Consider the following 23,165-nt stretch of genomic DNA (forward strand, 5'->3'; position numbering starts at 1 on the left):
ATTAATGTATCAATCCAACCAGTTCATGTATTTGAAATAAATGGTTTCCCTTATCATGGTAATTTGTACCATGATTTCCTCAATCTATTTTGACAATGCAGCCACCACACCTCTCGCACCAGAGGTGTTGGAAGCCATGCTGCCCTATTGGGAAGATCATTTTGGTAACCCCTCTTCCATTCATGCACGTGGACGTGAAGCAAGAAAAGCAGTGGAAAAGGCCAGACGGTCCGTGGCCGGTCATTTTTCTGTCAGCCCCGGCTCGGTGATCTTTACCAGTGGCGGAACCGAGAGCAATAACATGGCCATTCATACCGCCGTTCATGGCTGGGGTTGCAAACGGATCATCACTTCGCGTATTGAACATCATTCCGTATTAAGAGCGGTTGAATTTCAGGCAAGGGTTACCGGTGCACAGGTTTCTTTTGTAGATATACTTCCGGATGGACATATCGATCTCGAACATCTGCAACAACTGCTGGGGGAGTCTCAGGATAAATGTCTGGTCACCCTGATGCATGCTAATAACGAAACAGGAAATATCACCGATATCCGGGCAGTTGGCAGTCTTTGCCGGGAACATGGGGCCTTTCTTCATAGTGACTGTGTACAGACCATCGGGCATTTTCCCATCGATGCCTCGCAACTCCCGGTTGACCTGCTTTCCGGTTCGGGACACAAATTTCATGGACCAAAAGGCGTGGGTGTCCTGATAGCCCGTAAGCCCGAATCCCTGGTCCCCCTGCACCATGGCGGTAACCAGGAAAGAGGCATAAGGGCGGGTACAGAAAATGTAGCCGGTATCGTTGGCTTTGCCACCGCACTCGAAAGGGCCATCGAACAATTTGTACCCGATGCCGCACATATTTGCATGATCAAAAAATGTATGATGTCCGAACTCGAGGCCAGGGTAGAAGGATTGCTCTTTAACGGAGATCCCAAAGGCGCCAGCCTCTATACGATACTCAATGCCTCCTTCCCCGAACGCCCCGAAGCCGAACCCTTGCTCCCCTTCCTCGACCAGGCCAATATCGAAGTAGCCGGGGGTAGCGCCTGTAGCGGTGGTCACTCACATGTAATGGAAGTACTCGGCCGCCAGGACCGGATCAATATCCGATTCTCCTTCTCTAAAAATAATACGCTCCGCGAAGCCATTCAGGTCACCGAACGGATCGCCGAATGGTCCGAAGCACCGATCGCATTATAATTTTTTGTCTCACACTTCTCTTAGAGACAAGCATAAGCAGACGGGGGATGTTTCTACATCCCCTTTTTCGTGTATGAATTTTAGTCGTTGGTGTACATGTACTTTTTTCCAAAAGATCCTGCTATACTTTTGAGCATTCTCATGTTAAGTTTCAAAATAAGTGCGGGGTCTGTTTTTACAGACCCCTTTTTCATGCTCCCTGCCTAATTTTGCGCTATGCATGAACAGAACGCCCATCATTCCTTCGCCGACCGCCTTGCCCGGATATTAGATAAAAGAAAGGAAAATGACCAGCTTCGCCGGCTGCAGATTCTGGATGGGATCGATTTCTGTTCGAATGACTATCTCGGATTTGCCCGCTCAGAATCACTCAAACAAAAATGGAAAGAAGCCATCGCGGCCAGCAATGACCGGCTTGGCGCTACAGGCTCGCGTTCCATCTCCGGACATTGCGAACAGGCGGCAAGTCTGGAGGAAGAGCTGGCCCGGTTTCACGGGACAGAAAGCGGGTTGATTTTTAATTCCGGTTATGATGCCAATGTGGGTTTGTTCTCTTCGCTGCCGGTCAGAGGCGATCATCTCGTAACCGATGAGTTGATCCACGCCAGTATCATTGATGGTTGCCGGCTTAGCTATGCTACCCGTCACCGCTTTAAACATAATGATGTCAATGACCTCGAGCAGGTCTTACAATCGGTTCAAAAAAATCGTGCGCCCGGGGCACAGGTCTTTGTGGTGGTGGAATCCATTTACTCGATGGATGGTGACCAGGCACCCTTGACCGATATCCTTTCTTGTTGTGACAAGTACCAGGCCCTGGTTATTGTGGATGAGGCCCATGCCACCGGTATTATGGGTCCGCAGGGGAGGGGACTTGTATCCGCTACAGGATTGGAAGACCGGGTCTGGGCCCGGGTACATACATTTGGTAAGGCCCTCGGTTGTCATGGGGCCATTGTAGTGGGGCCCAAACTGCTGAAAGAATATCTTTTGAACCATGCACGGTCCTTTATTTTTACAACCGCCCTTCCCCCTCATGCGCTAACGGGGATACAGCTTGCCTATGCTGAACTAAAGGCCCCCGCTTTTTCTTATGCCCCGCTTACCGGGCTCATTCAGCATTTTAAACAAACCATACAGGCACCCGAAGGTTGCTGGTTATTACCCAGCAGTTCGCCCATACAAAGCCTCATCATTCCCGGAAGCCAGCGCGCAGCAAGGGCAGGGGAAGCATTATTAAAAAACGGGTTTGCGGTTAAAGCCATTCAGCATCCTTCTGTGGCCGAAGGCAAAGAACGGTTACGGATCAGTTTGCACCTGCACAATACAACAACCGAAGTGGATCAATTGGCAGCCGCCTTGCATCAATTTTCATAAACCAATTCAGGCCTCTCGTCCACTTTTCTCCTGCATCAGTGTATTCTTTGAATGAGGGAATTTCATTTACTGTACTTTATAAGTAAAATGAAATTTATACTAACTGCATGAATAAAATACGGGTAATGATCGCTGATGGATATGCGGCCCTGCGGCAGGCCTGGACCTCTATTTTAAATGAATCCGAGGATATTGAAGTAATAGGCGATACAGCCAATCTGGCCACGGCGCGTGCCATGGCCCGTGAGCTTGATCCGGATGTGATCGTGATCGACGTGAATATCCCCGGTATTGAAGGGGTGGATAGTATCATTGCCATGTCGCGCGAATTTGGCCGCTCACGGATCATCCTGCTCACCGGGTTTTATAATATCGTGGTTATACGAAAAGTGATGAAGGCCGGGATACCCGGGTATTTGACCAGGTTTGCCAACCTGGAAGAGTTTAAGACCGCCATCCGCGAGGTGGGAAATGGACGTGTGTACCTGGAAGAGAGCCTGCGTGACCGCCTCGTATATGCCGAGATGCTGGATCAGAAGGATCCGATCGAATCGCTGACCAACCGCGAGATGCAGGTGATCAGCATGGTACGCGAGGGTTTGAATACCCGCGAGATCGCGGCTTCCCTGGGACTATCCTTTAAGACGGTCGAGGTACATCGCCATAATATCTACTGTAAACTGAAGGTAAAGAACCGGGCCGATCTGTTGAATTTCTTCTACCAGCGTGGTCTCTAAGTAAGTGTTCCCCATCAATCGTGTACTTTCTACACTCAATCGTGTATTTCTGTTAAAACAGGTGTGTATCCCTGTTATATTTAGGGTATGAACCCAGGCGGAGTATTTATCATGGTCGGTGACCGGTATGTACGGATCTTGCTTCCGCGGGTGCTTTATTTCCATGCCGAGGGCGACCTGGTGCGGATGGTGTCGATGGATACGGAAATGGAATGCAGGGCTTCACTCGAAAGCATCCGGCGTATTTTGCCCGTGCGTGATTTCTGTCAGGTCCATCCTTTATTTATTGTTTCCACGAGTAAGATCATTGACTTTGATGAATACTCCGTAAGCCTGCCCGGTATCTCCATTCCGGTTGACCGCAGTTTCAGGAAACAGTTCTATGCGCGTTGTTTATTCTTCTCCGATATACTGGGTAAGCCCGGTCCCAACTCCTTTTATATTGACTGGGATGGCGAATTGCATAGTCATTGACCAGTTTGACTCGCTCGTGTACCAGATTAAGCAGTTGGTGTATTTAGAAAATTTTGTAGCAGGCAGCCCGCTAAATTGTGTCCCTATCAGTTCGTATTTGTTTTCTCATGATCAATAAGTGTGGTTTAATCGGAAGGGATTTTTATCCCTTCTTCTTTTTAGCATTCAGTTCATCCAGATAACCAACTTACAGTTAGTTTAGCCATGGGCAGCTCCAGAACTGCCCTCCGATACAGTTCACTTAAAGGGTAACTGTAAATCCACCGGGGAGGGTTTTTACTTTCCCCTTTTTTCTTTTTTTGGCTGATTTCAGAGGCCCTTCCAGTCAAAATGTACCACCTACACAACAGAAAAATTTCCTATTTGAGAAAAAAATAAGGAAAGTGACTAGTCCTTTTTTTCTTCTCATTCGTCTTTATACATAGACTTAATCTTGTTTTGCTATGGAATTAAGATCCTTGTGCCCGGAACAGAAGACTGCGGTCCAGCAGTCAAGTTTTTTTATACGGTCCAACGGCAAGTTTATCCGCGTGGCATTTGCAGACATTATGTATGTCTTCAGCAGGCAGAATTATGTCCAGGTGGTAACGGCCGACAAAAGTTATGTCATCCTCAACACCATGAAGCAGATGGAATCGGCCCTGCCCGAAGGACAGTTTTGTCGTATCCATCGATCCTTCATCGTGTCGGTTGATCACATAACCTCTTTTGATAATGATAGTGTCTTCCTGGGGGATAAGGAATTTCCCATCCGGGAACAATACCGTACCATCCTTCACCAGAAGCTGAATATATTATTCAATGAGATACGGTCGGGTAAAAACCGGCAGACCGACAAGATCGATGTGATCGCCGAATTACCCGAGAACTTTGACGAGTAATAAAGTATATGACCCCAATCATGTACTAAAGCAGGCGTTTCGTGTAAATCCAAAAAATCCTTTACCATCCTCGTCTATCTTGGTATTGTGTTAAGCAGATTATTTGATTATAAAAGCAATAACGGGGCCTGTTTCTACAGGCCCTTCACTTTCCTACTCAGGAAATTATCGGAATAGCCGGGAGTCTGTTTTTACTCACTCCCTTTTTTTAGCTAATAGCTAAATACTAAAAGCTAATAGCTATTAGCTATTAGCTTTTAGTATTTGCAATACGAATATTATCTACCAAATCGACTTGTTTGTGTACGATAAAATGCCTTCAATGTATTTGAATAAATGAACATCATTTAAGTATATACCTTGCTAACGATTAATAAAAATATCTCAAAAGTTTTTCACCGGGGTGGGTGTCTACTCGTCCCTTTCCGAGCAAAAGGGAGCAGAACCCTTTCTCATAGCAGTAACAGCCGGTACTTTACCGGAGTTAGTTTTTGGTAATAGGGGGAGTGTTCTCACTTCCCCTTATTTAATTCAGCGACTATGTCCATCACCTTCGACCATATCACCAAAAAATCCTGTGTATTCCGCTTGCGGGTACATACCCCCATACAAGTACTCTATCGCATGATGCAGGTCTTTACCGAACGGGGTATCCTCCTCGAAAACCTGCATGTCCAATCAGATCCCTCCAATCCCCAATCCTCCCTCATTCTGGTTTGCTGCCAGATGGAAAAAGACCGTATCTATCGCACCTTGCTGGTATTACGCAGAATCCATGGCGTTGTCGACGCCGAAAAAATGGAGGGGAAATAATTCACTGTGCCTCTGTGGTTTATTTTACCACAGAGAATTTAGGTTTCCAAATGCAGCCTTTCAGGATTTAGGTGAGTCTCATCTAAGTAGATTATCTTAGTATTACATTTTCAAATCATTTATCGCGACTAAACCCCATCCGTTTTGGTGCTGACCCAAAATAACGATCTGCTTTTCCGCGAACTGGCCAATGACAATGAACAGGCTTTTCGGGAATTATATGATCATTACAAGGCCCCTTTCTTTGCGGCCGCTTTTCGCCTGATGCGTTCAGAGCAACTGGCCGAAGAAGCGGTACAGGAAACCTTTCTGGCCTTATGGGTCAAACGCCGGCAGGTGGCCGAGAGCCGTAATCCCCACAATTACCTGCTCTCGATGCTCCATAACCAGATCTATACCCAGTTTCGGAAAATTGCCTTAGACCGCAAGACCCTTGACCGCTGGGTCAGCGATCACCCCGACCAATCAACCAATCCTGTTGAAGATTTCCTCCTGGCCAAGGAGAACCGGGAAATCATCCATTCCTTTCTTTTACAATTACCGCCCCAACAGGAAAAAGTGTACCGGCTCAGCAAGCTCGAAGGCCTGAGCCGCGAAGAAGTGGCGGCCCGGTTAAATATCTCCCCCAATACCGTCAAAAACCATTTGATGGCCGCCAGTGAATTCTTACGTACCCATTTTGGTAAGGGATTATCGGCTGTTGTTTGGATATTGATAAGGGAGGAGTTCCGTCTTTAAGATGGGCTGGAGTGGCGCAGACTTTTTTTTCACCGCAGAGACACGGAGTTTTTTTTTAACCACAGAGGCACAGAGACACAGAGGATTATTAATTTTTGATTTCTTCGAATCCAAAATGAAAATCTCCTTAGCAGGATGGCAGTTTTATCAGTGAAGTGAATATTCTCTGTGTCTCTGTGCCTCTGTGTTTAAAAAACTCCGTGTCTCTGTGGTAAAAAAAGTTTGTTTAAACTAGTACACACTTCCCCCGCCAATCATCCACTATCATCTAACGATTAACATTTCCCATGGCCCCCGAACCGCAACGCATATATTATCTCCTCCAAGCCTGGACCTCCCGCAGCGCAACACCCGCCGAGGAAAAGGAACTGATGTCCCTGGTGGGGTCTGGTGAGGGGCATCCCGAACTGGCGGCCCATATTCAGCAACTGGTTGATTACTATAAAGATGATCCCGAACTGCCGGTGGTGGACTGGGAACAATTATACCAACGCATCCTGGCCGCCCGTCCCGCAGAACCCGTGGTCAGAAAAGTGTATTGGACCCGGTGGGTTGCAGCGGCGGTTATTGTGGGGTTGTTGGCGGTGGGGTGGTGGTTGGTCAGGGGACCGGGGTCAGATGACAGAGGACAGATGACAGATGACCGGGGAACAATCGCTAACCAAACAGATGTTTTGGCGCCAGCCAGCAATCGTGCTACCCTGACCCTGGCCGATGGACGAACCGTATATCTCGATAGTACGGATAATGGCGCACTGGCAGAACTCAATGGGGTACAAGTGGTGAAGACCGCCGACGGAAAAATAGTTTATACCGGGTCCGGAGTCGGGGGTCCGGAGTCCGGGCTGGTTTACAATACGCTTTATAATCCCCGCGGCTCCAAAGTCATCGACATCACCTTAAGCGATGGCAGCCGTGTTTGGTTGAATGCGGGTTCAATTATCACCTATCCTGTAGCATTTGCCGCATCAGGCGGGAGGAATGAACGCAGAGTGCAAATAACCGGCGAAGCCTATTTCGAAGTAGCCCCTGATAAAACAAAGCCATTTTATGTAAGTAAGGGGGATATGGAGGTGATGGTGTTGGGCACACACTTTAATGTGAATGCCTATGATGACGAGGCGGATATCAGGGTCACCCTGATAGAAGGAAGTGTGAAGGTATCTGCCTCACGCCTCACGTCTGACGCCTCACGAATTCTCAAACCTGGTCAGCAGGCCCTCCTCACGTCTCGCGACTCACGTCTCACGCTCAATACCAACCCCGACCTGGAAGAAACACTCGCCTGGAAGAACGGCCGTTTCATTTTCACCAATGCCAGCATTGAAACCATCATGAACCAGGTAGCCAACTGGTATGATGTGGAAGTGGTGTATGAAGGAAAGATCACCAAGACTTTTAGAGGCGGGATGCCGCGTACCCTGAGTGCGGCCAGTGTGTTCCGGATATTGGAGGAGACCGGAGGGGTACATTTTGAGATAAAAGGAAAGCAGGTCATTGTACGACCTTAAAAATAAAAACCAGGAATGCGGTAACATCCCTGGTCATTTAGATCGAGAATAAGTAGCGACACTCATTTAACAACCTAAACCTACCTGTCGGTAGACAGGCTATTGCGAAGCTATGCAATTAATTCATTTTTCCCGTGCCGGTAGCTGTAGGCCGGGGTCAACCCTAATTGTCCGGGTTATGAAGATCACAGCCGTCATCCTCTTAGCTGCCTGTCTGTCAGCCGCCGCCACCGGCAAGGCTCAGAAGGTGAGTCTCACCCTCCGTGATGCGCCCCTTGAAAAAGCGCTCAAGGAGATCAAGCGTCAAACCGGGCTTGATCTGCTTTATACGGTGGATGTGCTCCAGCATGCCCGTCCTGTTACCATTGAGCTCCGCAATGCCGATCTCCGCCAGGCCCTTGACCAGTGTTTCAAGGAGCAGCCGCTCACCTATACCATTGTGGAGAATGTGATCGTGGTGAAGCTCAGGCCGGTTACCTCGGCAGAAGGGGTGGGGGAAGAGGTGGTTGCCTTGCCTATTGACGTTAAAGGGCGGGTGGTAGATACCGCAGGCAATCCCGTGGCCGGGGCGAGTGTTACCGTGAAGGGAGACAGGACCAAAGGGACGACGACGGACGAGAACGGATATTTTGAGTTGAAGGGAGTGGAGGAAGATGCGGTACTGGTGGTGAGTGGGGTGAATATTGAGAGGTATGAGGTGAGGGTTGCTGGTAAAAGTGATCTGGCTACACTTACAATAAAAACAAAAGTAACCGAGGGGCTGGAAGTAACTATAAAAGCAAATACTGGCTATCAGGAAATTGAGCCTAACCGGGCCACAGGCTCAGTCGCGGTAATTGACAACAAAGCTTTAAACCAACAAACCGGTACTAATATATTGAAAAGGCTTGAAGGAGTAACCAGTGGACTATTATTTGATAATAATAAGGTCAGAAACAGTGGCGGCTCTCCCAAAAATGATAATATTACGATTCGGGGATTAAGTACAATTAACGCCTCGATGGATCCTTTGATTGTTTTAGACGGATTTATTTATGAGGGCGGCATAAATAACATAAATCCCAATGACGTTGAAAGCATAACTATATTGAAAGATGCGGCGGCAACTTCTATTTGGGGGGCAAGAGCGGGGAATGGAGTTATTGTGATCACTTCAAAAAAAGGGAAATTCAATCAAAAACTTCAAGTGAGTTTCAATGCAAATACGATAATCAGTGAAAAAAGCGACCTCTCTTACCTTCCACAGATGTCTTCAACCGATTATATTGATGTAGAGGAATTCCTTTTTAAACAAAATTTTTCAGGCTTTACAAGCCGGATAAATAGTAAATATCTTTCATTAACCCCTGCTGTAGATGTACTTCTTAAAAGAAAAAATGGGTTAATCTCTGCAACTGATTCTGCTACACAAATTAATGCGATGAAAGCGACAGATGTTCGTGATCAATATAATAAATATGTATATAAAACTGCAGTCACACAACAATATTATGTAAATCTTAATGGGGGCAGCAATAACAACGCATATACCATTTCTTTTGGGTTTGATAATTTATCGGGAGAGTTACAAAATAAATTTCAAAAACTGAATATTAAAGTTGAAAATACTTACAAGCCTGTAAAGAACTTGCAACTAAGCTTTGGCGTCTATTATACAAATAGTAAAGCGACTACAGGAATTCCGGGATTAGGCAGCATTCGCCCTGGTGGCAGACCAGTGCCTTATTTCAGATTGGCCGACAATGACGGAAGCCCTGTTTCAGTTGCGGCTGTTTACAGGGATACGTATATAGATACAGCAGGCGCAGGAAAATTATTTAATTGGAAATTTTACCCGTTAGAAGATTGGAAACATAACAAAACTACTACGAATTTACAGGAGTTATTTACCAATATAGGCCTGCAATACAAGCTAACGAAATCCCTAAATATTGATCTTAAGTATCAATATCAAAGACAACAATCCCAAGGTGAACAACTGGCTGATATGGAGAGTTATTATACAAGAGACTTGATTAACTCTTTTAGCCAGTTAAATAGAAATACCGGGATTGTAAACTATATCATTCCCAAAGGGGATATTAGAACGCTTCAAAACAATTTTATAACATCCTATACTGTCCGGGGACAATTAAATTTTAATCAAACTTGGTTCGATCACCAGGTTGCGGCTATAGCTGGTGTAGAAACTAGAGAATCCAAAGCAGATGGCGACCAGTATACAGCATATGGATATAACGAAGACCCTCTTGTTACTGCATCAGTAGATTTTAGAAATACTTATCCAACATTTATTACTGGCGCTTTTAATACTTTACCAGGTGCTCCGGGTTTTGTTTCTAGTGTTTTCAGGTATGTTTCTGCCTATGGTAATGCCTCCTATAGTTACAAACAACGGTATATTCTTTCAGTAAGCATAAGAAAAGATGGTTCTAACATTTTTGGTGTTAAAACAAATGACAAATGGAAGCCACTATGGTCCTTAGGAGCAGCCTGGAAAATTTCAGATGAGCTATTTTATAAATCAGCTATGTTCCCTTTATTAAAATTAAGGACAACTTATGGATATAGTGGAAATGTTGATCCAAGTAAATCTGCTGTACCTGTAGGTGCCTACGGGTCAGCTCCGGTAACAGGATTCCCGTATGCAAGGATCGGTACACTGAATGATCCAGAACTCAGATGGGAAAGATCGGGGATGCTTAATATAGGTATTGACTTTGCTTTGAAAAATAATTTAATTACTGGTTCTTTAGAATTCTATAGTAAAAATGGAACTGACTTATATGGACCGTCGTTATATGATTATACTGTATGGGGATATATAAACCAGGTAACAATAAATTCTGCGAATATGAATGGAAAGGGTGTAGATATTGTTCTTACCAGCAAAAATATTGATAAAGCCTTTAAATGGTATACTACTTTATTATTTAATTATAATAAGGATAGAGTAACAAAATATTTTGGCACAACAGCTTCCCGGATATCAACAAAAATTAACGCCGCTTCTGGTATTGCCCCTGTGGTGGGTAAGCCACTATATGCAATTGCCGCATATAAATGGGGTGGTTTAAATGCAAATGGTGATCCGCAGGGATATTTGAATGGACAATTAAGTACGGATTACACTGCAATTTCTAATGAGGGGCTTGCCAGAGGTTTAGATGGAAATATTGTTTATATCGGCCCGTCAAGTCCTCCTGTGTTTGGATCTTTGATGAACGGCATTACTTGGAAAAACTTTACTTTAACAACCCTGATTTCTTATAAACTAGGGTACTATTTCAGGAGGCCGAGTCTTTCTTATACCTTGCTAATTAATAACGGTGTTGGTAACAAAGATTATGAAATTAGATGGCAAGTTCCAGGGGACGAAGCAATCACAAATGTTCCAGCATTTAAGTATCCGCTTAGCGCCAATAACCAAAAAAGGGATGACTTTTACAACTCCTCAGAAGTTAATGTATTGAAGGCAGGAAATATACGTTTGCAGTATATTAACCTAAGTTATTCTTTCATAAAAAATAGACCTGTTAGCTCCTTGTTCAAGGAGTTAGAATTGTATGGCAATATGGCCAATGTTGGCATACTATGGAGAGCAAATAAGGAAAACTTAGACCCTGAATATCCTACTTCATTACCACCTGTAAGAAGTTGGACATTGGGTGTAAGAGCTAATTTTTAACCGGCAATAATTTAGAAAATGAAACAATTTACAATACTTTGCTTGATCAGCAATTTTATTTTCACTTTTCCGCTTACTTCGTGTAAGAAGTATCTTGAGGAAAAGCCTGATAAAAAATTAGTAGAATTAAAAACACTGGATGATTTGGAAGCATTGCTTGATGATAATAGCCTAATAAATAAGGAGACCACTCCAGGTTTTGGGGAGACTTCAGCTGATGATTATTTTCTACAATTAAGCGATTATAATTCGCTGACAGATTTTGATAAATCACTCTATACCTGGCGACCTGCTGAGTACAAATTTAACAACGACTGGGCTGTGGGTTATCTGGGTATTTATTCAGCGAATTATTGTCTAGATTATGTTGATAATATACAAAGAACTCCTGCAAATTTGATTCAATGGGACAATGTAAAAGGGTCAGCACTTTTCCACAGAGCTTACAGGTATTTGAATTTAATATGGATATATGGAAAGGCATATGATCAAACTACATCACAATTGGATTTAGGGGTAGTTCTAAGACTAAATTCAGATCCGTCTATGCCATCAGTTCGGGCAAGTGTAAAGGAATGCTATGAAAGAGTGATTACAGATGCAAAAGAAGCGGCTCTTTTTCTTCCTAATACTCCTCAACACGTAATGCGCCCATCAAAAGCAGCCGCTTTCGGCCTTTTGGCCAGGGCATACCTGTCAATGAGAATGTATGACAGCGCATATAAGTATTCAAATCAGGCTTTGCAAATAAAGAATGACCTGTTGGACTTTAATGACCCCAGTGTCGATCCTTTTTCTATGCCTCCTTTTCAGCCATTTAATAAAGAAATAATCTTTTATACTACCCAAACACAATTCTATTGGCCCAAAAATCCTTATATAGCTTTAATTGATACCTTATTATACAATAGTTATGATGATAATGATTTGAGAAAAACTGCTTTTTTTTATGAAAATTTTGGTTTTCATGCATTTCAAGGAACTTATAGTACCGACGATATCGAAGACTTATTTACAGGAATTGCTACAGATGAATTGTACTTAATAAGGGCCGAATGTCATGCCAGAGCTACTCCTGTTAGAATTTCAGACGCTATGAATGACCTGAATATTTTACTCAGTAAACGTTGGGCAACAGGCACTTTCATTCCTCATACTGCTACCAACCAGCAACTGGCTCTTGCCTTGGTATTAACTGAAAGAAGGAAAGAGCTTTTAATGCGTGGCCTTAGATGGATTGATATCAAACGATTTAATAAAGAAGGTGCGGATATAACACTTAAGAGAATAGCAGATCAAGTATATACATTGCCACCTAATGATAGCAGGTATGCACTGCCTATACCAAAAGATATAATAGATATAACTGGTATGCCCCAAAATTAAATTTTGCCCGAGTTGAAAAACTCTTTTCAAATATCTTTATCTGTCCTTCCGGGGTCTCTGAACTAATTAGGTTATAATTGCAATGTTTGTGAAGGACCCCGGCGGGGAGGAACAATAAGCATCGTTTATTTATTTTCTCATTAAGTTAAATTAAAAAAGTATTGACTATATGATTGTGAATCGACGATAATTTCTCCTTCTACTTAGACTGATATCATTGATATCTGTCCGCTGGGGCCGTAGTTTACCTAATTACGTTATCATGATAAGAATTAGTTTAAGTATGATGTTTATTCTTCTTTTGTTAATGCTCTGATAGTAGGTTTTTCTGGAGTTTGAATGTTTAAGGAGAATAAAAATTTGAATGGCTTGGATCCTGCAAATGGGGTTCACCAAATCATTTAAATTGGATTAACTGGCCCTTTTACTTATCGTTTACCGTCACTTAAAAACTTTATAGCTATTTAAGTTGTTCTCTAAAGTAAGTATTAATTATTAATGACATGGAAAAACGAAAAATGAAGAAATACTTAATTATTGTGGTTTTATTTCTGGTTAGCCATTTGACCCATGCTCAAGATGGGGGAAGGCTTAAAGTGAACGTTGAAGGGATTAAAATGGATTCCATAAGACCTTTAAAAATTGGAGATAAAGTTCCCGACATTTTATTTGGGAATATATTAAACTATAAAACCAAGAAAGCAAAACTATCCGATTTTAAGGGAAAGCTAATTATTTTAGACATGTGGAGTACAATCTGTGCTTCATGTATCGAAGCTTTCCCTGAAATGGAAAAACTACAAAGTGATTTTAATGGCAAAATTCAAATTCTGCTTGTAAACCCACATGACCCAAAATTTGACTCAGAAGAAAAAATTAAATCAGTATTGGAAAAAACAAAAACACGTACCGGTTTTTATCCAAAGCTCCCCATTCCTATTCATGATAGTATTTTGAATGCCTATTTTCCGCATCAATCTGTTCCTCATCAAGTATGGATTGATAAAAATGGAAAAGTATTAGTCATTACAGATTTAAAAAATACTACAAGAGAGAATATTATTTTCGCGTTAAATGGTGAAAAATTAAGTATCCCTGTTAAAGATGATTGGGCATATGACAAGGAAAAACCACTTTTTGTAGATGGGAATGGTGGCGATTTTGATGCCTTTCTTTTCCGTTCAATATTTACAGAATACAACAAAGAAATTAATTCATGCGAAGGAGTAAGGAAGGATATAAATGGCAATATCACTGGGATGTATATGATTAATAAACCTCTTTGGTATATGTTAGTTGTTGCTTATTCAGATTTAATGAAAGGGTTTCTTACCAACAGAATTATTATTGATGTTAAAAATGATCCTGATAAAGTTGCTAGGAAATCGGATACTAGATACATGTATTGCTACGATTTGGTCACTCCACCTACTCCACCCAATCTGTTTGATCAAAACAGATATTTAAAAGAGGATATAAAAAGGTATTTTAAAGTGGGAGTATATAAAGAGAGTCGAAAATTAAAAAGTTTGATTGTAACAACTACCGATCAAATAATAAAATCATACTCTAAGCAAAAAATGGAATTCTATGTTGATAAAGGTACTATAAAAAAAGTTATCCATAATTATTCCATCGGTAATATCATTAAATTCTTAAGTGCTTACTTTAATAAGCCATTAATAGACGAAACAGGTTTATCTGATCAGCTCATAGATATTACTTTTCCTGATAATTTTGAATTTGCTGATAGTGATGGCCTTTTAAAAGTACTTGAAAAAAGTGGATTTTGCATATGGGAGGAAGAGAGAGAAATGGAAGTCCTTATTATAACGGATATGTATTGAACACACATATATATTAGTATTTAAGGAATCGATTTGCAAAGGATATTTAGTAAAACTATTAACCAAGTAAACTCACGCGCAACTAAGGGTCCAGATAAATGGTAGTGAGACTACCTTCGAACCTCTGAAATATCTGCCTGGCGACAGATGAACTGGATAAAATAATGGAACAGCAACAAACACTGTCTAACTGCTTGGCAGTGGATCGGCGTAGTGAAGAAGTAACAGTGACAAATAAAAAAGCACACTCATAACCGCTGTTTCTTCACACCCTTAAAAGTCTGTTTTACCGGGAGTATCTTACCCTCTTTGTCAAAATACATTCGGTCGATACAGGTGGCTCTGTTGTTGGCGGCTGTTTCGTTCAAAGGGCGCCGGTGATAAACAATGTACCAATTGTCTTTTTTAGCATTGTGTATGATGGAATGGTGTCCGGAGCCCCGGGCCACTAAGGAGTCCTGTTCCAGGATCCGCCCGATCCGTTGGTAGGGTCCAAACGGATTGTCCGCCATCGCATAGGCCACACTGTAATCGGGACCGGTCCACCCGCCCTCACTCCACATGAAGTAGTATTTGTTATTCCGGACAAACATAAACGGCCCTTCCACATATCCGCCTGGAGTTATTTCTTTGAAGACATTGCCCGCTGAATCCGGCACAAATCCGGTGAACGTATCGTTGAGTTGCGCGATATTACAATGTCCCCAACCTCCGTAAATAATATAGTATTTGCCATCCTGATCTTTAAAAACAAATTGATCGATCGGCTGTGCCCCGTTATAGAACTGACTGATGAGGGGTTTGCCAAGGTGGTCCTTATAAGGGCCTTCCGGATTGTCTGCCACCGCCACCCCGATGCCTCCATATTCCTGGTTGTTCTGGATATCATTGGCGGCAAAGAAGAAATAGTATTTGTCGTCTTTCCTCACCACGGCCGGTGCCCACATGGCCCGTTTGGCCCAGCGTACCACACTGGTGTCCAGTATATGCTCATGCTTTTTCCAATGGATAAGGTCAGTCGAGGAAAACGCGTCAAAGAAGACCTGCTTATTGTATTTGTCAGAATAGGTAGGATAGATCCAGTATTGATTATCGAAAACAACCGCTTCCGGATCGGCGTACCAGCCTTTCAACACGGGATTTCCAGCATAGTTTTTCTGCGCATTGACTACCTGGAATAATAAAGAGAATACCAAGATCAAACTGCCTGTATACTTCATAGCGAATTTTGTAATAAATGTATCGCATTATGCCAACATTTAATATTATTGGCCACGAGGCAACTTTTCGTCCATATCCATCTCCGTCATTTAACGGATTCTTCAGCCCGTGGAAACACCAAATTCGCCTAACCTTTTTTATGTTGTAAAAACGAGTATACTGTCTTTTATTAACGGTATTTTGGAAGGGTTTTGCACGGATGGATCTGTGAAAAAACCCGGGTCAAACCGTCTAAAGACGGAGAATGTACATACTACACAAGGAAGAATAGCACCCGCGTTCTGGCTTTGGAACCCGGGAGTTGTACCAACTACATAATCCTAATTATTTTAATAGAAAAGGTCGGCGCTAAGTAGAATCACTTAGGCGGTAATTTTTGTGATATTCCGGAATATCTCTATTTTCAGGGGAACCTTATCCATTTCCTACCAAAGAGACCATTCCTCCCTGAAAACATCGTAAAGAATTATTTGCACTTGGTTTGTGATTGAGAAACACTTGTCGTGCTAAATTGTATTGTAAAGATTGATTAATACTTTATTTTAGTCTTTACAATTTAACTTCTATTGTTACAATCTGAAGTGAATCTCTTCGGTTGCCGTGTAAGGCTGAACATCCTAAATATTTCTTGCCTGTGAAAAGTTGAGACCATGGTATGCAATTCGATACCGCGAAATAATAAATAAATAACAATGAATGAGCTTTGGTATATAATCGGAATTGGAATTCTAAGTTTAATTTCAACAATTATTTCATCTAAAGGACCACTTTATGATAAGCATCATAAATGGTATAAACGGCTAACAAAAGGAGGAAAATGGGCTGCAGCTATCGGATTAACGATAATTGCATTCAGTTTTTTGCAATATAGATTAATAAAAAAACGAGATGACAGGAAAGATGGGTTGCTAAAAGTAGAACGAGACAATAGGGATTCAATTATTTCTGCGAGAATAACTTCAGGTGTAGATTCAAGTACTAATAAACTTTTTACAGATCTTTCAATTGCATTTGCTAATCAAAACCTTCGACTTGATACAGTACGAAAAAGAATTGAATCACTTAGAGATTCAGCAAAAACTGTTATAGTCAATAACGCAAGAGATTTACCTCGCATTATTATTCGGGAAGACGGAATAAAAATTCGTCAAATAAATGATACCTCATTTGTTAATATTGCAATTCTCTCGACACAATCCGAAGCTAATTTAGAATTCTTAGACTACATATGTAAACTGGACTATTCAGATGGGAGTAGTTCCTATACATCTAGAGCTAGTCTCTGTAAAGGTCCATTATTGATGCCCAAGGAACAGCTTTTGAACAACGAATTCTACATAACTTCAAGCAAACCAATTTTTGGTTTTTCAATAGCAATTATTGGATTGTATAAACCAGTAGATGAAAATAGACCCATTGAATTACTTGATATTTATGTAACAAAGGTAAGTACAGGCAAGACTGGTTTTTTAATGGGCATCAATAAGGAAAATGCGCTAATATCTTTTGGGATAAAGAAAAAATGAATTGAACGCAAGCTTTCCGAATTATGACAAATCTTTAAATGATGTTAGAAATGGATTGGCCTCCCTTACTGCTCGTAAGTAGCTATCTTTCTTAAAGTAAGTTGACCCGGTAACTGTGCCCTATTAAATTCAGGCAATTAAAATTATTGTCCGCCTTACCTCACCAAGTCGTCGCATCGAGACGAAATACTAATTTATCTTTATTGCATCACTCCTCAGCGTCGAAATTTTGTATATACAGCCAATTTCAAGCGTAGTTTTCCTGCCTTCGCCCAGTTCAGGCGACACCTTGGAATTCATCGAATTCGCTGTCTCCGCCTTCAGGCATAATCTGTCTGCATTGGCTGAAACTGAAGGAAATTTGGATACAAGGGAGTAGGTAGAATGAATTTTTTGAACTGCTGATTAGTATGGAATAATATGGAGGTATTATTGGAGAAGAATACGGGCTGGGTCCATATTTTTCCTGGCAATTTTTCCACGACAATCCTGGGTCATTTCCACGGTGTTCGCTAAGGAAATACACTTATTTTCAATTAGTTATGAGAGGGTAGCATGAGAAAAAGCCTATCCTGAATTTTGTCATTTACCATTTTTGCCGTAACCTTGTCTAACTAACCAACTGACTTGAAGTCATATAACAGTGTTATCCTAATTTTCTTGAGCACTTCGGTTCGTCCTTTCCGGCTCACGCTCGGACAGATGGTTTACGCTACCAATCTCCCCAGAAGAACCGCTTATCATATTTTAGTCATTCTTTTCGTTATTGGATGGATAAATTTGGTCTTATTGGGCCTAAATGAACCGTTTGGTACCTATTTTGTTTGAAATACAGTAGTTTAACCTTTATCTATGATTGAATATTTGAATTTTGTAGAATCACTAGCACGGCATGGCGGCACTGATCAGGTCTTTTTTAATTCAGGGCCAAACCATGCAGCTATAGTGATGGCAAATATTTTTCGATTTGCAAAATCAGAAGTAAATATCTATTGCGGTGGGTTTTCTGGAGAAGTGTCCAATGACCACCGGTATTTGCGGGAATTGGAAAATTACCTTGAACGCGGAGGCCGGGTGGTAATTTTAGTCGAGCAGGACCTTTCCAAGAATGGCTCAAGTAAGATATATAATGTCCTTCGTAAATACAAAGAGAAGGTAGATATTTATCTTTCGCAAGGACAGGTAACCGATACCAGGAATGGTAATCCAGTGCATATCACTATTGCAGACGGTAGGATGTATCGCCTTGAGACAGGGATTCATGATTATACGGCGGAAGTAAATTTCAATAATCCAGAAAGAGTTGCCTTATTTGCTTCTTTTATTAACCAACTGATGGAAGATTCCAGAGATTTTAAAATTAATCTGGCCGCCTGATATTTTTTAGCCTTATCCACTTTAGTACATGGAGTTACAAAGTTTCAGTTCAATTTTTGAACTGTTCGCGACCTTTACGATTGCTTATATTTTAATAGATGAATTCACCCCGAATCCATTTGTTAGTGTTATTGCTGAGAAGATTCTTCGGATGTATGAGCCTATTAAAGATGTTTTTAAAGCTATGAATGACCAGATCGTTGGGGTAAAAACTGATCTGGCCAACCTAATTCAAAGGGAGGAAAAGCCGGAAAACACACTATTGGCATTTAAAGAAGCAGCTGAGGAAAAAATTAAGTCTAGGGCATTTTTAAATGAGCAAGCCGAAAAGGAGATACTCACAGAGATTAAACAGACCACGTTGACAAGAAATTTCGCTTACCTGAATTTCTACTTGTTGATGTATTGCCTCCTGATGCTTTTTTGGAGTGGTGTATATCAAAAGGCAGCAGGTTATACTGACGGAAACCAAAAGTTGGAGTACATGGCCAGAATTGACACCACCCTTGCAATTTTTCTGGCAGGTACTTTTTTATTTATGATAACTCTATGGGTCAAAGATATTAGCTGGAGACAACCAGATTTCAGGAAATTGAATGGTAATGGCGGTAAAAGAAAACCGAATGGGTACAAGTTAGCGGTAAATGTCTGGATACTCAGTTGCATACTTGCAGCACCCAATTATTGGGTTGATTTACTGTCATTTCTTTTTTATAATTCACCAGATAGACATGATATTCTAATTCTTGCTACTATAGTCCTGCCATTCTTAAATTTCTTAATATATATAGGGAAAGGATTTATAATAGCTTCAATAAATAGGGACTACTATTTGGCAAGGGCAAAGTCATTTGAAAAAGACTCTAATGAAGAAGTTCAGGTTGTAATGAATTATTATGCTGCATGTAAGTTTAATCCAAAGCAATTGACTGTTAAAAAGCGCCCTCCAAAAGAAATTTAATGGAGGAAATGAATCCCCATTTATTAGCCTAAGAAATGAGTTTTAGGATTCTGGGTCCTAGAGTGATTACTATCAAGGAAAAAATGGACAGGATTATTTTAACGATCCACCCCCCTTTAATAAATCCATAGATTATTAGAAAAATCACACTAAGAGCTAAAATAATTGAAAGGATTTGCTTTAAGAGCAATAAAGTATATCCTAAAAATCGCTTCACCGGGTTCAGATTGGCAAAGGTTTGATAAAAGTTAATTTCCTCCTTAAGTTTTGAAATAATAAGAGTCAATTCCGAATTGATTTCCTCTATAACTTCTTTATACATTTTTTCATCCGTGTCTTTGCCAATTGAAATTCGAAGCGCTTTATCGAATGTGCTTTTGCTGAAATAGGCAGCATTACTCCCCTTTATCAAAAAAACTTGCAATTGATTCTTATATTCAATTGTCTCATTGCCTTCTGGAAAGTAGGCAATGAATGAGAGAATTGCCCGTGCTTCAGCCAGCGCTTCAATACGCTTTTGTTGGTAAGTGTTAAAAGTGGCTTTTGCGAGATCAATCGGTTGTGTAATTAGCCCTTTCAATACCCAAGATAGGAAAGCGAATAATGAGCTAAAAACAAAGATGATAATATTGGGATCAGCATTTTGGAGTAGTTGTTCTAAATCCATTTGTATTCTGATTTTGGTTTAAATAATTTTCGAATATATTTGCCAATTGAGGCGATTAGTCCACCTTCTTTGCTTGTATCATCTGGATCATATTCGTTACTAAGAAAAGCGAAAGTTGTTTCACCATCACCTAGAACTACATACTTGTCTTTATAGTCGTTAGTAGTTCCAGTTTTTAAAAATGCACAATCGATATTTATCCCTATTTTTTCTTTGAAATTATCATTCAATATATGGAAACACTCTTTTTTTGAACTGGAATTCTCTCCATTGAAAAAGGAGGAATAGATAAGACTTAGTTCCGCTAGCGAAATACCGCCTCGGGTAGCACCTAAAATGCTAGAGGGATATAAATCAGACCTCGGTTTTGAAATTGTTTGAGCGAGAAAGTCCAAAACGCTGTCCAAGCCAACCTTGAGTGAGGCATTAATAAAGGTATTATTGTTAGAGAATAAAAGCGCCTCTTTTAAAGTCATCTTTGCCCTATCTTTTAATTTTATAACCTCATTAACTGGCCATTTCATTTCATTCTGGGTCGAACTAAATAAATCTCCTGAATTAATGCCATTTTCTCTTAGGTAAGTATAAATAAACGGTTTTAAAGTCGAACCTACATTTGATCTATAAATGAATGGGTAGTCAGTGCCATAGGTACTGGCAAAGGCAATAACTTTTGCATTTCTTACCGCGACTACGGAAACGGGGTATCTTGAGAGTTTAACAAAGGAATAAAGTGCTTTTTGTAATTTTCCATCAATTGAAGTTAAAATTGATTGATTTTCTTCTTGAACAGAATTCGTTATATAATTTAAACATGCAGGTCTAATTGCTTCTAATGGATATTCCTTTAATTTAATTCTCTTCTGATTAGTTTTCTTGAAAGTCTTCTTAGATATTAGATGGCCATCATATAGAATTTTACAGATCATTTGAAATCTTAGTCTTGACTTTCCTGGATGATTTCGATAAATGTTAGGCCCTCGAAGGAGGGTGAGTAAGTATAATGTCTCCGCCAAACTGAGATATTTGGGTTCTTTATGAAAGTAGGTAAGAGAAGCTGCTCGAATGCCCCTCAAATTATTTCCAAAATATACATTGTTGAAATATGCTTCCAATATCTCATCTTTTGAAAATTTACTTTCTAACTCCAAGGCAAAGCAAATCTCCTTTAGCTTTCGATGAAAACTGCGTCTATTATCTTTCAACAAATTTCTTGCTAGTTGTTGTGTGATTGTACTTCCTCCCTGTTTTATTTTTCCCGCTTGAATATTTACCCAAAGTGATCTGATTATGGCTTTTATGTCAATTCCTTGGTGCTTATAAAAATTCCTATCTTCGATTCGAATTAAATACGATTTTATTTCTGGAGGTAGAGAGTTAGTATATGCTTGGCATTCTTCATTTAGGGAAACAACTCCAAAGGGGCTTATTCTATTCCTGTCCCTTAGGTAAAGAACATATCCTGTAGATGTCTCAGGTGAATGGTTTTGAGTCATTGCCATTTATTGGGTGAAATGTAAATTTCACTTTTTTCCAAATATTTTGATTTTCTTTTTGACTAATGGATTTTACTTAGTTTTTGAATTTTAATTTCTTTACTTTATATCATTCCTTAAAGAATCTTCACCTACCTGTAAGAACCCCATAATTCAGACAGTGGTTAATTGAAGATATTCATTTTTACTAACCTTGTATTTCCATTCTTCCGGTGTTAGGTTACCCAGCCCTTCATGGAGTCTTCTCTGGTTGTATTCTTCGATCCATTCATGAGTTAGTTGTCTTTCCGCTTTTTGTTCAGTTTTAAGAGCTTGTAGACCCTGTAAACCTTTTTATGGTTCCAGGTCTTGCCTGATCGTCGCAGATAGGCAAAGAGCTTTCGGAAGCCATAGGAAGGGTGTTTAAATGCCAGCTCCTGTAAAGCGTCAACCAGCTCAGAATCGTTTCTTTTGATGCTGTAATAAAATTGAGAACGGGGTAAGGAAACTAATCGGCAGGCCCTGTTCACCGGAACACCTTGTTCCAAAACCATCTCCTCGGTTAACTGCCTTTTTGTGGCAGGGCCCAGCCTTTTTTTGTGAACAGGTCCTTCAGAATCTGATTGTCCATAGCCAGGTCGGCATACATTTTTTTAAGCCGGGTATTCTCTTCTTCCAGAGCCTTTAACTGTATTACATCAGAGGCTTCCATACCACCGTATTTACTTTTCCCGTTGTAAAACATGGCTTCCGAGATGCCCAATTCCCGGCAGATCTCCTTGGTAGGAATACCCAAATCCTGGAGCTTGAGGGTGGAAACAATCTGGGTCTCCGAAAATCGTGTCTTTTTCATTTGCAGTTTAAATTTAAGTTTTTAACTCTAATTTTAAACTGTCTGCTTATTAGGGATACTTACAGAAGCACACAAAGTAATTTTTCCTGGCGTCCCTTAGCGCCTTAGCGTCCTGGCGGTGGAGCTTAACCGCGAAGGCGCGAGGGCGCCAGTGGGCGCCAAGATTTATTTTGTAATAAATCCAAGCTTCGTTTATGAGGAATATTGTTTGGAAGAGTTGAAACATTCAGTACTTTAAAATGCTTCCAGCCTGGCAGAGCCTTCCAGCAAAAAGGTTTCGGGGAAATATGGCGATTAATTTACCAGACCCGGAAGTTTAAGGACACAAAGTACACAAAGGGTGCACGAAGGACACGAAGGGGGGGTGAATGGCGTTGATGGCGTGATTGCGGGGTGGTGGTGAAGGTGAACGGGGAAGCGCGAAGG

17 protein-coding genes and 1 pseudogene are annotated in these 23,165 nt (G+C 41.1%); 14 read left to right on the forward strand and 4 right to left on the reverse strand.

The window, feature by feature from the left end; all coding sequences use genetic code 11:
• The first annotated feature begins 70 nt into the window (after nt 1-70).
• The 11 genes from J0M30_14385 (at nt 71) to J0M30_14435 (ending at nt 14,659) form a co-directional block, all read left to right on the forward strand.
• Nucleotides 71-1,207 carry a cysteine desulfurase gene (locus tag J0M30_14385; protein MBN8668682.1) on the forward strand — a complete coding sequence of 379 codons (1,137 nt, stop codon included), beginning with the start codon at nt 71-73 and terminating at the stop codon, nt 1,205-1,207.
• A gap of 216 nt (nt 1,208-1,423) precedes the next feature.
• Nucleotides 1,424-2,584: an 8-amino-7-oxononanoate synthase gene (locus J0M30_14390; GenBank protein MBN8668683.1), complete on the forward strand. Its 1,161-nt coding sequence runs from the start codon at nt 1,424-1,426 to the stop codon at nt 2,582-2,584.
• A 107-nt stretch (nt 2,585-2,691) separates the two neighbouring features.
• Nucleotides 2,692-3,321 carry a response regulator transcription factor gene (locus tag J0M30_14395; protein ID MBN8668684.1) on the forward strand — a complete coding sequence of 210 codons (630 nt, stop codon included), beginning with the start codon at nt 2,692-2,694 and terminating at the stop codon, nt 3,319-3,321.
• 87 nt (nt 3,322-3,408) lie between these two features.
• On the forward strand, nt 3,409-3,795 hold the full coding sequence (locus tag J0M30_14400; protein ID MBN8668685.1) for a LytTR family transcriptional regulator DNA-binding domain-containing protein: 387 nt from the start codon (nt 3,409-3,411) through the stop codon (nt 3,793-3,795).
• A gap of 443 nt (nt 3,796-4,238) precedes the next feature.
• Nucleotides 4,239-4,676, forward strand: coding sequence for a LytTR family transcriptional regulator (locus J0M30_14405; protein ID MBN8668686.1), 438 nt, complete (start codon nt 4,239-4,241; stop codon nt 4,674-4,676).
• Nucleotides 4,677-5,216: 540 nt separating this feature from the next.
• A complete protein-coding gene (locus tag J0M30_14410) occupies nt 5,217-5,489 on the forward strand; it encodes a hypothetical protein (GenBank protein ID MBN8668687.1) in 273 nt (90 codons plus the stop codon).
• A 144-nt stretch (nt 5,490-5,633) separates the two neighbouring features.
• Entirely contained in the window at nt 5,634-6,227 is a 594-nt protein-coding gene (locus J0M30_14415; GenBank protein MBN8668688.1) for an RNA polymerase sigma-70 factor, read from the forward strand.
• 287 nt (nt 6,228-6,514) lie between these two features.
• On the forward strand, nt 6,515-7,738 hold the full coding sequence (locus J0M30_14420; protein ID MBN8668689.1) for a FecR domain-containing protein: 1,224 nt from the start codon (nt 6,515-6,517) through the stop codon (nt 7,736-7,738).
• Nucleotides 7,739-7,916: 178 nt separating this feature from the next.
• On the forward strand, nt 7,917-11,426 hold the full coding sequence (locus J0M30_14425) for a SusC/RagA family TonB-linked outer membrane protein (protein MBN8668690.1): 3,510 nt from the start codon (nt 7,917-7,919) through the stop codon (nt 11,424-11,426).
• 18 nt (nt 11,427-11,444) lie between these two features.
• Nucleotides 11,445-12,812 (forward strand): RagB/SusD family nutrient uptake outer membrane protein, encoded by a 1,368-nt coding sequence (locus J0M30_14430; protein ID MBN8668691.1) that lies wholly within the window; start codon nt 11,445-11,447, stop codon nt 12,810-12,812.
• 503 nt (nt 12,813-13,315) lie between these two features.
• The gene (locus tag J0M30_14435; protein MBN8668692.1) at nt 13,316-14,659 is read left to right on the forward strand and encodes a TlpA family protein disulfide reductase; all 1,344 of its coding nucleotides are present in this window, start codon (nt 13,316-13,318) and stop codon (nt 14,657-14,659) included.
• Nucleotides 14,660-14,907: 248 nt separating this feature from the next.
• Here J0M30_14435 and J0M30_14440 read toward each other — a convergent pair whose 3' ends face one another.
• A complete protein-coding gene (locus J0M30_14440; protein MBN8668693.1) occupies nt 14,908-15,879 on the reverse strand; it encodes a glycoside hydrolase family 43 protein in 972 nt (323 codons plus the stop codon).
• A gap of 693 nt (nt 15,880-16,572) precedes the next feature.
• Between J0M30_14440 and J0M30_14445 the strand changes: the two genes are divergently transcribed.
• From J0M30_14445 to J0M30_14455, 3 genes are all read left to right on the forward strand, one after another.
• Nucleotides 16,573-17,406 (forward strand): hypothetical protein, encoded by an 834-nt coding sequence (locus tag J0M30_14445; protein MBN8668694.1) that lies wholly within the window; start codon nt 16,573-16,575, stop codon nt 17,404-17,406.
• A gap of 852 nt (nt 17,407-18,258) precedes the next feature.
• Nucleotides 18,259-18,783 (forward strand): hypothetical protein, encoded by a 525-nt coding sequence (locus J0M30_14450; protein ID MBN8668695.1) that lies wholly within the window; start codon nt 18,259-18,261, stop codon nt 18,781-18,783.
• A 28-nt stretch (nt 18,784-18,811) separates the two neighbouring features.
• On the forward strand, nt 18,812-19,744 hold the full coding sequence (locus J0M30_14455; protein MBN8668696.1) for a hypothetical protein: 933 nt from the start codon (nt 18,812-18,814) through the stop codon (nt 19,742-19,744).
• Between the two features lie 28 nt (nt 19,745-19,772).
• Here J0M30_14455 and J0M30_14460 read toward each other — a convergent pair whose 3' ends face one another.
• The 3 genes and pseudogenes from J0M30_14460 to J0M30_14470 all read right to left on the reverse strand — a co-directional run bounded on the left by J0M30_14460 (nt 19,773) and on the right by J0M30_14470 (nt 22,739).
• The gene (locus tag J0M30_14460) at nt 19,773-20,411 is read right to left on the reverse strand and encodes a hypothetical protein (protein MBN8668697.1); all 639 of its coding nucleotides are present in this window, start codon (nt 20,409-20,411) and stop codon (nt 19,773-19,775) included.
• Nucleotides 20,402-21,913, reverse strand: coding sequence for a penicillin-binding protein (locus J0M30_14465; protein ID MBN8668698.1), 1,512 nt, complete (start codon nt 21,911-21,913; stop codon nt 20,402-20,404). Before J0M30_14465 ends, J0M30_14460 begins: the two co-directional genes overlap by 10 nt.
• A gap of 147 nt (nt 21,914-22,060) precedes the next feature.
• Nucleotides 22,061-22,739: pseudogene (locus J0M30_14470) on the reverse strand (transposase).
• Nucleotides 22,740-23,165 lie beyond the last annotated feature (426 nt).

The organism is Chitinophagales bacterium, from assembly GCA_017303415.1.
In the GTDB taxonomy this organism is placed as follows: Bacteria; Bacteroidota; Bacteroidia; order Chitinophagales; family Chitinophagaceae; genus SpSt-398.

Excerpts from the sequence above, each read along its gene's own strand:
- J0M30_14390 (MBN8668683.1), top strand. The coding sequence starts at position 1,424 with ATGCATGAACAGAACGCCCATCATTCCTTCGCCGACCGCCTTGCCCGG.
- J0M30_14440 (MBN8668693.1), bottom strand. The coding sequence starts at position 15,879 with ATGAAGTATACAGGCAGTTTGATCTTGGTATTCTCTTTATTATTCCAG.
- J0M30_14420 (MBN8668689.1), top strand. The coding sequence starts at position 6,515 with ATGGCCCCCGAACCGCAACGCATATATTATCTCCTCCAAGCCTGGACC.
- J0M30_14445 (MBN8668694.1), top strand. The coding sequence starts at position 16,573 with ATGAATGAGCTTTGGTATATAATCGGAATTGGAATTCTAAGTTTAATT.
- J0M30_14465 (MBN8668698.1), bottom strand. The coding sequence starts at position 21,913 with ATGGCAATGACTCAAAACCATTCACCTGAGACATCTACAGGATATGTT.
- J0M30_14395 (MBN8668684.1), top strand. The coding sequence starts at position 2,692 with ATGAATAAAATACGGGTAATGATCGCTGATGGATATGCGGCCCTGCGG.
- J0M30_14405 (MBN8668686.1), top strand. The coding sequence starts at position 4,239 with ATGGAATTAAGATCCTTGTGCCCGGAACAGAAGACTGCGGTCCAGCAG.
- J0M30_14435 (MBN8668692.1), top strand. The coding sequence starts at position 13,316 with ATGGAAAAACGAAAAATGAAGAAATACTTAATTATTGTGGTTTTATTT.
- J0M30_14400 (MBN8668685.1), top strand. The coding sequence starts at position 3,409 with ATGAACCCAGGCGGAGTATTTATCATGGTCGGTGACCGGTATGTACGG.
- J0M30_14410 (MBN8668687.1), top strand. The coding sequence starts at position 5,217 with ATGTCCATCACCTTCGACCATATCACCAAAAAATCCTGTGTATTCCGC.
- J0M30_14455 (MBN8668696.1), top strand. The coding sequence starts at position 18,812 with ATGGAGTTACAAAGTTTCAGTTCAATTTTTGAACTGTTCGCGACCTTT.
- J0M30_14385 (MBN8668682.1), top strand. The coding sequence starts at position 71 with ATGATTTCCTCAATCTATTTTGACAATGCAGCCACCACACCTCTCGCA.
- J0M30_14460 (MBN8668697.1), bottom strand. The coding sequence starts at position 20,411 with ATGGATTTAGAACAACTACTCCAAAATGCTGATCCCAATATTATCATC.
- J0M30_14450 (MBN8668695.1), top strand. The coding sequence starts at position 18,259 with ATGATTGAATATTTGAATTTTGTAGAATCACTAGCACGGCATGGCGGC.
- J0M30_14425 (MBN8668690.1), top strand. The coding sequence starts at position 7,917 with ATGAAGATCACAGCCGTCATCCTCTTAGCTGCCTGTCTGTCAGCCGCC.
- J0M30_14430 (MBN8668691.1), top strand. The coding sequence starts at position 11,445 with ATGAAACAATTTACAATACTTTGCTTGATCAGCAATTTTATTTTCACT.